At 66.2% G+C, this 13,384-nt stretch carries 11 protein-coding genes and 1 pseudogene; 8 read left to right on the forward strand and 4 right to left on the reverse strand.

Features of this window, described 5'->3' with window-relative positions:
* Positions 1-116 precede the first annotated feature (116 nt).
* Positions 117-1,991, forward strand: coding sequence for an MFS transporter (locus E4487_RS20305; RefSeq protein WP_150605921.1), 1,875 nt, complete (start codon positions 117-119; stop codon positions 1,989-1,991).
* 78 nt (positions 1,992-2,069) lie between these two features.
* Here the strand turns inward: E4487_RS20305 and sugE are convergent, their stop codons facing one another.
* The 3 genes from sugE to E4487_RS20320 form a co-directional block, all read right to left on the reverse strand.
* Positions 2,070-2,384 (reverse strand): quaternary ammonium compound efflux SMR transporter SugE, encoded by a 315-nt coding sequence (gene sugE / locus E4487_RS20310; protein WP_037056406.1) that lies wholly within the window; start codon positions 2,382-2,384, stop codon positions 2,070-2,072.
* Positions 2,385-2,527: 143 nt separating this feature from the next.
* The gene (locus E4487_RS20315; protein WP_037056404.1) at positions 2,528-3,475 is read right to left on the reverse strand and encodes a bile acid:sodium symporter family protein; all 948 of its coding nucleotides are present in this window, start codon (positions 3,473-3,475) and stop codon (positions 2,528-2,530) included.
* Between the two features lie 177 nt (positions 3,476-3,652).
* Complete coding sequence (locus E4487_RS20320; protein WP_172979226.1) at positions 3,653-4,513, reverse strand: MurR/RpiR family transcriptional regulator; 861 nt, start codon at positions 4,511-4,513, stop codon at positions 3,653-3,655.
* A gap of 212 nt (positions 4,514-4,725) precedes the next feature.
* Between E4487_RS20320 and zwf the strand changes: the two genes are divergently transcribed.
* From zwf to E4487_RS20350, 7 genes and pseudogenes are all read left to right on the forward strand, one after another.
* Positions 4,726-6,195 (forward strand): glucose-6-phosphate dehydrogenase, encoded by a 1,470-nt coding sequence (zwf, locus tag E4487_RS20325; RefSeq protein ID WP_134677211.1) that lies wholly within the window; start codon positions 4,726-4,728, stop codon positions 6,193-6,195.
* Positions 6,182-6,895 carry a 6-phosphogluconolactonase gene (pgl, locus tag E4487_RS20330; protein WP_175254233.1) on the forward strand — a complete coding sequence of 238 codons (714 nt, stop codon included), beginning with the start codon at positions 6,182-6,184 and terminating at the stop codon, positions 6,893-6,895. The genes zwf and pgl overlap by 14 nt, the downstream gene beginning before the upstream one ends.
* Position 6,896: 1 nt before the next feature.
* Positions 6,897-7,568, forward strand: coding sequence for a bifunctional 4-hydroxy-2-oxoglutarate aldolase/2-dehydro-3-deoxy-phosphogluconate aldolase (locus E4487_RS20335; protein ID WP_037056395.1), 672 nt, complete (start codon positions 6,897-6,899; stop codon positions 7,566-7,568).
* Between the two features lie 186 nt (positions 7,569-7,754).
* Positions 7,755-8,774 (forward strand): annotated as a pseudogene (locus tag E4487_RS24980) (methyl-accepting chemotaxis protein); the annotation flags it as partial.
* A gap of 198 nt (positions 8,775-8,972) precedes the next feature.
* Entirely contained in the window at positions 8,973-9,677 is a 705-nt protein-coding gene (locus E4487_RS24985; protein WP_373921552.1) for a methyl-accepting chemotaxis protein, read from the forward strand.
* 323 nt (positions 9,678-10,000) lie between these two features.
* Positions 10,001-10,426, forward strand: a complete 426-nt coding sequence (locus tag E4487_RS20345; protein ID WP_037056390.1) for a YciI family protein — start codon at positions 10,001-10,003, stop codon at positions 10,424-10,426.
* 11 nt (positions 10,427-10,437) lie between these two features.
* The gene (locus E4487_RS20350; protein ID WP_037056387.1) at positions 10,438-10,857 is read left to right on the forward strand and encodes a VOC family protein; all 420 of its coding nucleotides are present in this window, start codon (positions 10,438-10,440) and stop codon (positions 10,855-10,857) included.
* Positions 10,858-11,052: 195 nt separating this feature from the next.
* On the opposite strand, the gene ggpS is transcribed toward E4487_RS20350, so the two are convergent.
* On the reverse strand, positions 11,053-13,311 hold the full coding sequence (gene ggpS / locus E4487_RS20355; protein WP_047588528.1) for a glucosylglycerol-phosphate synthase: 2,259 nt from the start codon (positions 13,309-13,311) through the stop codon (positions 11,053-11,055).
* Between the last annotated feature and the right edge of the window lie 73 nt (positions 13,312-13,384).

Below are 13,384 nucleotides of genomic sequence, written 5' to 3' on the forward strand. Positions count from 1 at the left end.
CGCCCTGCGGCTCCGCGTGATCGCCAAGGCGTTCGCATTTGCGCTGTGGCTTTCTGGAGGGTATTTGCAGTCAAATGCCTGTGCGGGCAAACCAACCCCCGCGAGGACCATGGACGATGACCCAACAATCGCAATTCGCCCTGCTCGGCAAGAAGCGCTTCCTGCCGTTCTTCATGACGCAATTGCTCGGCGCCTTCAACGACAACATCTTCAAGCAGTCGCTGATTCTCGCCATCCTCTTCAAGCTCAACACAGGCGTCGACCGCGATCTGCTGGTCAATCTCTGCGCGCTGCTGTTCATCCTGCCGTTCTTTCTGTTTTCCGCGCTGGGCGGCCAGTTCGGCGAGAAGTTCGCCAAGGACGCGCTGATCCGCAAGATCAAGCTCGCCGAGATCTTCATCATGCTCGCCGGGGCTGCCGGGGTGCTGCTCGACAGCCTGCCGCTGATGCTCGGCGTGCTGTTCGCCATGGGCACGCAGTCGGCGCTGTTCGGTCCGGTGAAGTATTCGATCCTGCCGCAGCACCTGCAGGAGCAGGAGCTGGTGGGGGGCAACGCGCTGGTGGAAATGGGCACCTTCCTGGCGATCCTCGCGGGCACCATCGGTGCCGGGGTGATGATGGCCAGCAGCAGTTACGCGCCCATCGTCGCCGCTTCGGTGGTGGGGGTGGCGTTGCTCGGCTACCTGGCCAGTCAGGGCATTCCCAAGGCCTCGGCGGCCATGCCGGAGTTGCAGCTGGACTGGAATATCTTCCGCCAGTCCTGGGTGATCATGAAACTCGGCCTGGGCCAGCGCCCGGCGGTGTCGCGCTCGCTGGTGGGCAACTCCTGGTTCTGGTTTCTCGGCGCGATCTACCTGACGCAGATTCCGGCCTACTCCAAGGAGTGGCTGTACGGCGACGAGAGCGTGGTGACGCTGATCCTCACCGTGTTCTCGCTGGGCATCGGCCTGGGGTCGATGCTGTGCGAGCGGATGAGCGGGCACAAGGTGGAGATCGGCCTGGTGCCGTTCGGCTCCATCGGCCTGACCCTGTTCGGCATCCTGCTCTGGTGGTTCTCCGGCGGCTTTCCGCAGGGCGCCGCGCCGCATGACTGGCTGGCGCTGCTGGGGCATGGCCAGGCCTGGTGGATCCTCGGCTGCATCCTCGGCATCGGCCTGTTCGGCGGCTTCTACATCGTGCCGCTGTATGCGCTGATCCAGTCGCGCACGGCGGAGCACGAGCGGGCGCGGGTGATCGCTGCCAACAACATCCTCAATGCGCTGTTCATGGTGGTCTCGGCCATCGTCGCGATTCTCTTCCTCAGCGTCGCCGGGCTGTCGATTCCGCAGCTGTTCCTGGTGGTGTCGCTGATGAACATCGCGGTCAACAGCTACATCTTCAAGATCGTCCCCGAGTTCAGCATGCGCTTTCTCATCTGGCTGCTCGGGCATTCGATGTACCGGGTCGAGCACAAGGGGCTCGAGGCGATCCCTGACGAAGGCGCTGCGGTGCTGGTGTGCAACCACGTGTCCTTCGTCGATGCACTGCTGATCGGTGGTGCGGTGCGGCGGCCGATTCGGTTCGTCATGTACTACCGGATCTACGACCTGCCGGTGCTCAACTTCGTCTTCCGCACGGCCGGCACCGTGCCGATCGCCGGGCGCAACGAGGACCTGCTGATCTACGACGCGGCGTTCAAGAAGATCGCCGAGTACCTGCGCAATGGCGAGCTGGTGTGCATCTTCCCCGAGGGCAAGCTGACCACCGATGGCGAGATCGACGAGTTCAAGGCCGGGGTCGAGCGCATTCTCGACGAGAACCCGGTGCCGGTGATCCCCATGGCCTTGCAGGGCCTGTGGGGCAGCTTCTTCAGCCGTGACCCGCACAAGGGCTTGTTCAAGCGTCTGTGGTCGCGGGTGTGCCTGGTGGCGGGCCAGCCCGTCGCCGCGCAGGACGCCAGGCGCGAGGTGCTGCAGGCGCAGGTGGCGGAGCTGCGCGGGGACTGGCGTTGATCTGAATTCAGGGGGGAGGGCTGCAGTCATGCAGGCGGCGCCGCGCTGCTGAAGCACCTCCCGCCGGGCTGATCGGGCTCAATGGCTCAACTTGAGCCCGATCAGCCCGCAGACGATCAGCGCCACGCTGGCCAGGCGCAGCAGGGCCATCGACTCACCGAACAGGATGATGCCGGCGATCACCGTGCCCACGGCGCCGACACCGGTCCAGATGGCGTAGGCCGTGCCCAGCGGCAGTTCCTTCATGGCCAGGCCGAGCAGGCCGAGGCTGATCAGCATCGCGCAGACGGTCAGGGCGGTGGGCAGGGGGCGGGTGAAGCCGTCGGTGTATTTCAGGCCGATGGCCCAGCCGACTTCGAACAGGCCGGCGAGCAGCAGGATGATCCAGGACATATAGCCTCCAGGGGTGACTGAAGGGGCCGTCCCCGGATGAGCCACCCTGGGCTCAGGGTGTGGAGGTCGTCCTCGCGTGCGCCATTATTGTGCATATCGGCGCGTCCGGGGCAAGGCGCCCCGGATTGGTGCGAGTGCTGGGCTCAGTCGCTGTGCGTGCCTGTGCCCTGGCCCATGCGCCGGTAGAGGGTTGCCAGCAGTGGCCCGGAGAGGTTGTGCCAGACGCTGAACAGGGCGCTGGGCACGGCGGCCAGCGGGCTGAAGTGGGCGCTGGCCAGGGCGGCGCCGAGGCCGGAGTTCTGCATGCCGACCTCGATGGACAGGGTCTTGCGTTGCGCCAGCGACATGCCGAACAGGCGTCCGGCCAGGTAGCCCAGGCCCAGGCCGATGCCGTTGTGCAGGATCACCACGGCCATGATCAGCAGGCCGGATTCGGCGATCTTGCCCTGGCTGGCGGCCACCACCGCCGCGACGATGGCGACGATGCTCACCACCGATATCAGCGGCAGCACCTCGACGGCGGTCTTCACCCGCTCACCCAGCAGGCGCTGGGCGACCAGGCCGAGCACGATGGGCAGCAGCACCATCTTGAGGATGGAAATGAACATGGCGCTGAAGGACACCGGCAGCCATTCCGAGGCCAGCAGCCAGATCAGCGCGGGCGTCACCAGCGGGGCGAGCAGGGTGGTCACGGCGGTGATCGAGACCGACAGCGCCAGGTCGCCACGGGCGAACCAGGTGATGACGTTGGAGGCCGTACCGCCCGGGCAGCAGCCCACCAGTATCACGCCGACGGCGATTTCCGCCGGCAGGGCGAAGGCCTGGCACAGCGCCCAGGCCAGCAGCGGCATGATGCTGAATTGCGCCACCACGCCGAGCAGCACCGCCAGTGGCCGGCGCGCGACTTCCTGGAAGTCGGCAGCCTTGAGGGTCAGGCCCATGCCGAACATGATCAGCCCGAGCAGCGGGACGATCCAGGCGGTCAGCGGCAGGAACCAGCTGGGCTGGAAGAAGGCCGCGATGGCGAACAGCAGCACCCAGACGGCGAAGGTGTTGCCGATGAAGCGGCTGAGGGTGATCAGGGCTTGCATGGTGTGTTTCCTGGCAGGTTCGGAAAAGTCGGCCAGCCTAGCAGAAGCGCCGCTGGCCGGGTCGGGTGCGCAGCCGCTGCGTGTAGCGCTGCGTACCCGGGTCGTAGGAGCCGGCTTGCCGGCGATGCTTTTTCCAGGAGGGCACGGATCGCATGCCGGCCCGCTCCTGCAAACGCCTTACAGCGGTTCCTCGTCCGCCGGGTAGCGGCTGGCGCTGAGGCTCTCCTTGATCTTGCGCAGGTGTGGCTGGAAGTCCACGCCACGGCGCAGGGTGACGCCGGTGGCGAGCACGTCGAGCACGGTGAGCTGGATGATGCGCGAGGTCATCGGCATGTAGATGTCGGTGTCTTCCGGCAGCGGGATGTCCAGGCTCAGGGTGCTGGCCTTGGCCAGTGGCGAGCCGGCGGCGGTGAGGCCGAGCACCGAGGCACCGTTCTCGCGCGCCAGGCGGGCGACCTCCACCAGCTCGCGGGTGCGCCCGGTGTAGGAAATGATCACGAACAGGTCGCCGGTGTGCGCCACCGAGGCGATCATGCGTTGCATCAGCACGTCGGAGTGGGCGGAGACAGCCAGGTTGAAGCGGAAGAACTTGTGCTGTGCGTCCAGCGCCACCGAGGACGAGGCGCCGAGGCCGAAGAAGTGGATCTGCCGCGCCTGGATCAGTAGGTCGACGGCGCGGCTGACGTGCTGTGCGTCGAGGCTCTGGCAGGCGGCGTCGAGCGAGGCGATGGTGCTGCCGAAGATCTTCCGGGTGTAGGCCTCGGGGCCGTCGTCGGCGGACACCGCACGGCTGACGTAGGCGGCGCCACTGGCCAGGCTCTGCGCCAGCTGCATCTTCAGTTCCGGGTAGCCGTTGGCGCCGAAGGAGCGGCAGAAGCGGTTGACCGTCGGCTCGCTGACCCCGGCAGCCTGGGCGAGAGCGGCAATGCTGAAGCGGGTGGCCTGCTGGGGGTCGTAGAGGATCACCTCGGCGACCTTGCGTTCAGCCTTGTTCAGGTCGTCCAGGCGGCTCTGGATCTTTTCCAGCAGGTTGCGCACGCGGTCCATAGGGGCTCCTAACAGGCGGTTGAACGGGGGTGGCGGTATCGCGACGGGCGGTAAGACAGCCGGCCTATCCTACTGATGACGCTCGATGGTCTCCACCGACTTCTCTGTTCTAGAAAATAATGTTGTTGCTATAACAATATTTCCCCTTGATAAAACCCTTATCAACCGGTATTTCTAACGCATCTTGATAAAAGAACAATCTCATGGCCGCAATCAAGCTTGAATCCTGTACCTTCGCCCTGTTCGGTGCCCTGGGTGATCTCGCCTTGCGCAAGCTGTTTCCCGCGCTTTATCAACTCGATCGTGCCGGTTTGCTGCACGATGGCACGCGCATCCTGGCGCTGGCCCGCGAGGCCGGGACGCCGGACAGCCACCTGGGTGCCATCGAGCAGGCGCTGCGCCTGCACGTGCCGGCCAAGGAACTGACGGACGTCGATCTCTCGCGTTTCCTGGCGCGGCTGAACTACCTGAGCATGGATTTTCTCAAGGCCGAGGACTACGCGGCGCTGCTCGAGCACGTCAGCCCGCAGGATCAGCTGATCGCCTACTTCGCCACGCCGGCCTCCGTCTATGGCGGCATCTGCAGCAACCTGGCGGCCGTCGGCCTGGCCGAGGGCACGCGGGTGGTGCTGGAGAAGCCCATCGGTCACGACCTGGCGTCCTCGCGCGCGGTCAACGATGCGGTGGCCCGGGTGTTCCCCGAGAACCGCGTCTATCGCATCGACCATTACCTGGGCAAGGAGACGGTGCAGAACCTGATCGCCCTGCGCTTCGCCAACAGCCTGTTCGAGACCCAGTGGAACCAGAACCATATCTCCCACGTGGAAATCACCGTGGCCGAGAAGGTGGGGATCGAAGGGCGCTGGGGCTACTTCGATCAGGCCGGGCAGTTGCGCGACATGATCCAGAATCACCTGCTGCAGCTGCTCTGCCTGATCGCCATGGACCCGCCCAGCGACCTCTCCGCCGACAGCATCCGTGACGAGAAGGTCAAGGTGCTCAAGGCGCTGGAGCCGATCAGCGTCGAGCAGCTCGGCCAGCGCGTGGTGCGTGGCCAGTACGTCGCCGGCAGCAGCGACGGGCGGCCGGTGCCTGGCTACCTGGAGGAAGAGAACTCCAACACGCAGAGCGACACCGAGACCTTCGTCGCCCTGCGTGCGGACATTCGCAACTGGCGCTGGGCCGGCGTGCCGTTCTACCTGCGCACCGGCAAGCGCATGCCGCAGAAGCTGTCGCAGATCGTCATTCACTTCAAGGCGCCGCCGCACTACATCTTCGCCCCGGAGCAGCGCCAGCTGATCGGCAACAAGCTGATCATCCGCCTGCAGCCGGACGAGGGCATCGCCCTGCAGGTGCTGACCAAGGACCAGGGCCTGGACAAGGGCATGCAGCTGCGCAGCGGGCCGCTGCAGCTGAGCTTCTCCGATACCTATCGCAGCGCCCGCATCCCCGACGCCTACGAGCGGTTGCTGCTGGAGGTGATGCGCGGCAACCAGAATCTGTTCGTGCGCAAGGACGAGATCGAGTATGCCTGGCAGTGGTGCGATCAGCTGATCGACGGCTGGCAGCGGCTGGGCGAAGCGCCGAAACCCTACACGGCAGGCAGCTGGGGGCCGATGGCCGCGGTGGCGCTGATCACTCGCGACGGGAGGAGCTGGTATGGCGATCTCTGAGCTGCCGTTGCCGCCGGGCGTCAACGGCTGCGCGCACGGCGATGCCGGGCAACTGGCCGAGGCACTGGCGCAGCGCGTTGCCGCTGCACTGCGCCAGGCGCTTGCCGAGCGTGGCCAGGCGACCCTGGTGGTGTCCGGCGGGCGCAGCCCGGTGGCGTTCTTCGAGGCGCTGGCGCAGCAGGTGCTGCCCTGGGCGCAGGTGCTGGTGAGCCTGGCCGACGAGCGCTGGGTGCCGGTCAATCATGCCGCCAGCAACGAAGCCCTGGTGCGCCGTCATCTGTTGCGCGGGGCGGCTGCCGAGGCGCGCTTTCTCAGCCTCTATCAGGTCGCCGGCAGCCATGAGCAGGCCGCCGAGCTGGCCGATGCCGCCGTCGCCGAGCTGGCAGACATCGATGTGCTGGTGCTGGGCATGGGCGACGATGGTCATACCGCCTCGCTGTTCCCCGGCAGCGCCCACCTGCGGCAGGCGCTGCAGGCGGATTGCCCGCGTCGCGTCCTGGCGATGCTCGCGCCGAGCGAGCCGACGCAGCGCCTGACCCTGACCCTGCCGGTACTGGCCCGTGCGCGCCTGCCGCTGCTGGCGATCCAGGGCCAGGCGAAACTGAACACACTGAGCGCGGCGCTGCTGCCGGGTGAGATCGCCGAGCTGCCGATCCGCGCTTTCCTGCATTCCCCTCTCGAAATTCATTGGTGCCCCTGACATGACCAGCCTCGACCAAGACCAGCGCGCGCGCATGGCCGAAAAGATCGCCGAGATCGACCGCATCTGTGCCCAGGCGCGAATCATGCCGGTGATCACCATCGCCCGCGAGGCGGACATCCTGCCGCTGGCCGATGCCCTGGCGGCGGGTGGTCTGCGCGTGCTGGAAGTGACCCTGCGCTCGGAGCACGGCCTGGAGGCGATCCGTCGTCTGCGCGCCGAGCGGCCCGAGCTCTGCGTCGGTGCCGGCACCGTGCTGGACGAGCAGATGCTGGAAGCGGCCACCGCCGCTGGTGCGCAGTTCATCGTCACGCCGGGGAGCACGCGCGAGCTGCTGCTGGCGGCGCTGGACAATCCCTTGCCCTTGCTGCCGGGGGTGAGCAGCGCCTCGGAGCTGATGGTCGGCTACGCCCTCGGCTACCGCCGCTTCAAGCTGTTCCCGGCGGAACTGTGCGGCGGCGTCGCGGCGCTCAAGGCGCTGTCCGGGCCTTTCGGCGGCGTGCGCTTCTGTCCTACCGGCGGCGTCAATCCGGACAACCTGCAGCGCTACATGGAGCAGCCCAACGTCATGTGCGTGGGCGGTACCTGGATGTTCCAGCGCGAGTGGGTGGAGAACGGCGACTGGGCGCGGATCCAGCAGTGCAGCGCCGAGGCCTTGCAGCTGTTGGGCTGAGGCGGGGCGCCCGATCAATTTCCGTCCAAGGTCACTTATATGGTCATCTAGTTGAATGATGACTTAATAGTGGCGCCATGATATCGTCGACCGATCAGTCACTTCCGAGTGCCGTGGTTAGCGTGCTGGCAACAAGAACAATTCTCCAGCGGATATCCAATCCCCATTCCTTGGACGGAGAATTTCATGAGCAAATGGCTCGGCAATGTCAGTGTCACCCTCAAGCTCGCTATCAGTTTCGGCCTCGTGCTTCTGCTTACCCTGCTTCTGGCGATCACCGGCTGGGACGGTATCGGCCGCCTCATCGAGCGCGGCCAGCGGGTCATCGAGATCAATGAGGTCAACAACCTGCTCGATGACCTGAGAGTCAACCGCGTGCGCTACGTCATGAGCAACGGCGACAAGGCGCTGGGGGACGAGATGCAGCGTGCGCTCGACCTCTACCGCGCCTCGCACGAGCGCATCATGGGCAACTTCAGGTCGGCCGATAACATTCGCCTGCTCAAGCAGCAGAACGGCCAGATCGCCCATTATCAGGAGGCCCTGACGACCATGCGCAGCGCCTTCGCCGACGCCGCTGCGACGCGCCAGGAGATGGGCCGCCTGGCCCGTGACGTCTTCGCCGAGATCGAGGCCCTCGACGCGGTGATTGCGCGCATGCCGGAGTACGACCCGCAGCGGCAGGTGCGCTACCGGGCCATGCGTGATGCCAAGGAAGGCATCCAGCTGATGCGCTACGAGGTGCGTGGCTACACCGCCAAGGTCAATGCCGACAGCGAAGCCGCGGTGGTTCGCCAGGTGCAGCGAACCGCCGACAGCCTGGCTCAGCTCGAGGTGTCGATGGGCAGCGAGAGTGCGGCGCAGGTCGAGGCCATTCAGCGTGGCTTCGACAGCTACCGGGCGGTGGTGACGGCCTTCCAGCAGGCCAACACGGCGGCGATCGCGGCGCGTGACGAATTGGACCGGACCGGCAACGAAATCGTCAAACTGAGCGATCAGCTCATCCACAACCAGGTGCTGCAGCGTGACAGCGACACGGCCGCCGCCAAGTCCATGCAGCTGATCACCACGCTGGTGGCACTGGCCATCGGCATCGGTTCGGCGATCCTGATCACCCGGCAGATCACCCGGCCGCTGGGCGACACGCTGGCGGTGGTGGAGCGCATCGCCTCCGGCGACCTCACCGATCTGCCGCCGAGCACGCGCCGCGACGAGATCGGCGTGTTGCAACAAGGCGTCCAGCGCATGGGCCAATCCCTGCGCGAGCTCATCGGTGGCATTCGTGACAGCGTGAGCCAGATCGCCAGTGCCGCCGAAGAACTGTCGGCGGTGACCGAGCAGACCAGCGCCGGGGTCAACAGCCAGAAGCAGGAGACCGATCAGGTCGCGACCGCCATGCAGGAGATGTCCGCGACGGTGAACGAGGTGGCGCGCAATGCCGAGCAGGCGTCGCTCGCGGCCGCCGATGCCGACGCCGAGGCGCACCAGGGCGACCAGGTGGTGAACGAGGCGATCGAGCAGATCGAGGTGCTGGCCGGCGAGATGGTGCGCTCTACCGATGCGATGAACCTGCTGCAGAAGGAAAGCGAGAAGATCGGCAGCGTGATGGACGTGATCAAGGCCGTTGCCGATCAGACCAACCTGCTGGCGCTCAACGCTGCCATCGAAGCCGCCCGCGCCGGCGAGGCCGGGCGCGGTTTTGCCGTGGTGGCCGACGAGGTGCGCGGCCTGGCGCGGCGCACGCAGCAGTCCACCGAGGAAATCGAGGCGCTGATCGGGGCCTTGCAGCGTGGTACCCAGCAGGTGGCGGGCGTGCTGGCGGAAAGCCGTGGCCTGACCGAAGGCAGTGTCGAGCTGGCGCGCAAGGCCGGCTCGGCGCTGGGGGTGATCAACCAGAAGGTCTCCAACATCCAGTCGATGAACCAGCAGATCGCTGCGGCTGCCGAGCAGCAGGGCGCGGTTGCCGAGGAGATCGGCCGCAGCGTGCTCAACGTGCGCGACGTCGCCGAACAGACCGCAGCAGCCAGCGAGGAAACGGCCGCCAGCTCGGTGGAACTGGCGCGACTGGGCAACCATCTGCAGGTGCTGGTCAGTCGCTTCCGCGTCTGAGCCGAGCCGGTGTCGGTGCGCCAGGCGCACCCTCGTTCATCGATCCCTCCCGTGCGGCGCCCGGCAATTGGGCGCCCAATCGCTCAACCCTGTACTAGAGTGGCCTGGGTCCGGTGTGCAGCGCGTGCTGTCGCCGGGCGTTCATTCAGTGGGGTGAGCGGCGACGCCGGTTCGCAGCGTCGAACGTGCGCAGAAATTTTTTTCCGGCGCCTGTCGATTCTTCCGTTGCCCGTTCGACTACTGCATAGAACCCCGCCCAGGGTTCACTGTCAGCCGTAGGGAGACGCCCTGCGCGCGATTCGACTCGAACAAGGAGAAAGGCGATGCGTTTCATGGTGATTGTCAAAGCAACCGCAGATTCCGAGGCCGGCATGATGCCCAGCGAGGAGCTGCTGACGGCCATGGGTCAGTACAACGAGGAACTGGCGGCGGCCGGTGTGATCCAGGCCGCCGAAGGCCTGCACCCCAGCTCGAAGGGCGCGCGGGTACGCTTTTCCGGCGCGCAGCGCACGGTGATCGATGGCCCGTTCATGGAAACCAAGGAGCTGGTGGCCGGTTTCTGGATCTTCCAGGTCGAGTCGCTGCAGGCCTGCATCGATTGGGTCAAGCGTTGCCCCAATCCCATGCCTGGCGAGTCCGACATCGAGATTCGGCAGATCTTCGATGCCGAGGATTTCGGCGCCGAGTTCACCCCCGAATTGCGTGAGCAGGAAGAACGCATTCGCGCACGCATGTGCGCTGAAGACTGAGGAGAGAATCGATGAAAATCCATGCCTATCTGATCTTCGACGGCCAGTGCGAAGCGGCCTTCAACTTCTACGCCGAGCTGCTGGGCGGCAAGCTGGAGCTGATGCGCTTCGCTGACAGCCCGGAGGCCGGCGAGGTGCCGGCACAGTTCCATGACCGGGTGATGCACGTGTGCCTGACGGCGGGCGACCAGGTGCTGATGGCATCCGACACCATTCCGCAGTACCCGCACGAGGGCATCAAGGGCTGCTCGATTTCCCTGCAGGTGGACAACGTGCCCGAGGCCGAGCGCCTGTACGCGGCACTCTCGGAGGGGGGCGAGGTGCAGATGGCACTGCAGGCCACCTTCTGGGCGACCCGCTTCGCCATGCTCACCGACCGTTTCGGTGTGCCGTGGATGATCAACTGCGTGGTCGATAGCCAGCAGGGCTGACGGCGGCAGGGTGCAATCCGGGAAAGCGGGATTGCACCCTGCGCGGCATTGCGCGTTAGCCGCGAAAAACTGAGGCGGCTCCTGCACGAGCAGCTGTCCGACGGTGCTCGGTGGGAGGGGCTTCAACCGCGATCAGTCGAGAAGCTCGCCGCTGAAGCGCCTGCCGCAAGGCGCAGCCTCCACCCGTTGGTGCTGCTAGCTCACCAGCGTCAGCGGCTCGGGCTCCTGCTGGAGCTGCACGCCAGCGAGGAATTCCTCGCCCCAGCGGCGGATGTCGTTGTAGCAGACGATATCGAACAGCTCGCGCAGGCGCGCCTGCGCCTCGCTCTTCGGCAGGTTGAGGGCCAGGTAGCAGGTCTGCGCCAGGTCGGCCGGGTCATGCGGGTTGGTCAGCAGCGCCCCCTTGAGTTCGGCTGCCGCGCCGGCGAACTCCGACAGCACCAGCACGCCACGTCCGTCGAGCAGGCCCTGGGCGGCGACGAACTCCTTGGCCACCAGGTTGAGGCCGTCACGCAGCGGGGTGATCCACATCACGTCGGCCATGGCGTACCAGGCACTGACTTCCTCGAACGGCAGGCTGCGGAAGAAGAACTGCAGCGGCGTCCAGCCGATCCGTGCGAAGCGGCCGTTGATGCGCCCCACGGCCTGTTCGATCTGCGTCTGCAGCTCGTCGTAGATGGTCATTTCCTTGGCTGCCGGTACGCACACGGTGACCAGGGTGACCTTGCCGATCAGCTCGGGATTGTCCGCAAGCAGGCGCTCGTAGGCATTGAGCTTTTCCAGGATGCCCTTGGTGTAGTCGAGGCGTTCCACCGAGAGGATCAGCTTGACGCCCTTCATCTCCTCACGCAGCTGGCCCATCAGCTCCTTGATCTTCGGCGCCTCCAGGGCGCTGCGCACGCGGTCGATGTCCAGCCCGACCGGATGGGCGCCGAGCTTGACCTGGCGGGTGCCGGTGTCGAGGGCGGTGGTCATGCGCTCCAGGCCCACGGCACAGCCGTAGGTGATGAAGCGCGGCGCGCAGTTCTGCCGTTCCAGGGTCTTGAGCGGGAACACGCCACGGGCGACGTCGACGAAGTTCTCCACCTGGCGCGGAATGTGGAAACCGATGTAGTCGCACTGCAGCAGGCTGCCGACGATCTGCCGGCGCCAGGGCAGCACGTTGAATACGTCCGCCGAGGGGAAGTAGGTGTGGTGGAAGAAGGCGATGCGCAGGTCCGGGCGCAGCTCGCGCAGGTAGGCCGGGACCATCCACAGGTTGTAGTCGTGCAGCCAGACGATGGCGCCTTCGGCGGCTTCCAGTGCGGTGCGCTCGGCGAAGGCGCGGTTGACCTTGAGGAAGATCTGCCAGTCGTCCTCGTTGAAGGTGGCGCGTTCCCAGAAGGTGTGCAGGGTCGGCCAGAAGGCCTCCTTGGAGAAGCGCTTGTAGAAGATGTCGACCTCTTCCTTGCTCAGCTTGACCCGCGCCGCGGTGAGCTTGGGATAGCGCTCGGCATCCACCGTGGTGTGGCTGTCGAACGGCTCGTCGTCGTCCTCGTGCACGGCCCAGGCGACCCAGGAGCCGGGGCGGCCGTCGCCGAAGAAGCTCAGCAGGGTCGGGATGATGCCGTTGGGCGAGGTGGGACGGCGACGCTGCAGCTTGCCGGCGGCGTTGCGGTATTCCTCGTAGGGCAGGCGGTGATAGACCATCACCAGTTCGGACTTGCCAGGTTGTGCCGCCTGGCGACGTTCGGCGGCGATGCCGTGCTCGCCGAGGAAACCGAAGTGGGCGAAGGCCTCGAGGATGCCGCCACAGCCGGGGCGGTTGGCGTGCAGGGTTCGCGAATGATGACGGGTGGCTTCCAGCAGCGCGCCCTCGGACTGGCCGACGCACACGCCATGGAAGCTGGCGCTGAGCATGGACAGGTCGTTGAGCGTGTCGCCCGCCGCCAGCACCTGGTCATGGTTCAGCTCCAGCCAGTCGGCCAGGGCCTTGAGGCTGCTGCCCTTGTTCACGCCCCGGGGCAGGAAGTCCAGGTACAGCTCGGCGGAGTACAGCAGGTCGCAGCCCAGCTGCTCCGCTGCTTCGCGCAGCGCCGGGTTGGCCGCCTGCTCGGGCGTGCAGAAGTAGGAACAGCGGCGCGCCTGCGGCACGTCCTGGCGTTCCAGGCCGAAGGATTCGATGGCGCTGGCGACCTGGCTCTCACCGGGCCAGTGGGCATCGACCAGGCTCTGCAACGGCTGGATCGGCTGCAGGCTGTCACCATGCACCAGGGTCGCCCCGACGTCGGCGATGATGTAGTCCGGCTGCGGTAGCGTCGGGTCGGCCAGCAGCGGCAGCACCGCCTCCAGGCTGCGCCCGGTGACGTAGGCGAGCTTGATCTCGGGGTGAGCGGCGATGGTCTGATAGAGGCTCAGGCGATCCTCGGGATCGCCGGCGAGAAAGGTTCCATCCAGGTCGGTGGCTAATAGCATCGTTGTTTCTCCAGAAGTGGCCGGTGCGGCGCGGCTCGTGCGAGCGGCCGGCAGGCCGGGTTCTGGCTGCTTG

Origin of the sequence: Pseudomonas sp. BMW13, from assembly GCF_013357275.1 — a bacterium.
GTDB lineage: Bacteria > Pseudomonadota > Gammaproteobacteria > Pseudomonadales > Pseudomonadaceae > Aquipseudomonas > Aquipseudomonas khazarica.

Excerpts from the sequence above, each read along its gene's own strand:
- E4487_RS20305 (WP_150605921.1), top strand. The coding sequence starts at position 117 with ATGACCCAACAATCGCAATTCGCCCTGCTCGGCAAGAAGCGCTTCCTG.
- sugE (WP_037056406.1), bottom strand. The coding sequence starts at position 2,384 with ATGTCCTGGATCATCCTGCTGCTCGCCGGCCTGTTCGAAGTCGGCTGG.
- E4487_RS20315 (WP_037056404.1), bottom strand. The coding sequence starts at position 3,475 with ATGCAAGCCCTGATCACCCTCAGCCGCTTCATCGGCAACACCTTCGCC.
- zwf (WP_134677211.1), top strand. The coding sequence starts at position 4,726 with ATGGCCGCAATCAAGCTTGAATCCTGTACCTTCGCCCTGTTCGGTGCC.
- pgl (WP_175254233.1), top strand. The coding sequence starts at position 6,182 with ATGGCGATCTCTGAGCTGCCGTTGCCGCCGGGCGTCAACGGCTGCGCG.
- E4487_RS20335 (WP_037056395.1), top strand. The coding sequence starts at position 6,897 with ATGACCAGCCTCGACCAAGACCAGCGCGCGCGCATGGCCGAAAAGATC.
- E4487_RS24985 (WP_373921552.1), top strand. The coding sequence starts at position 8,973 with ATGTCCGCGACGGTGAACGAGGTGGCGCGCAATGCCGAGCAGGCGTCG.
- E4487_RS20345 (WP_037056390.1), top strand. The coding sequence starts at position 10,001 with ATGCGTTTCATGGTGATTGTCAAAGCAACCGCAGATTCCGAGGCCGGC.
- E4487_RS20350 (WP_037056387.1), top strand. The coding sequence starts at position 10,438 with ATGAAAATCCATGCCTATCTGATCTTCGACGGCCAGTGCGAAGCGGCC.
- ggpS (WP_047588528.1), bottom strand. The coding sequence starts at position 13,311 with ATGCTATTAGCCACCGACCTGGATGGAACCTTTCTCGCCGGCGATCCC.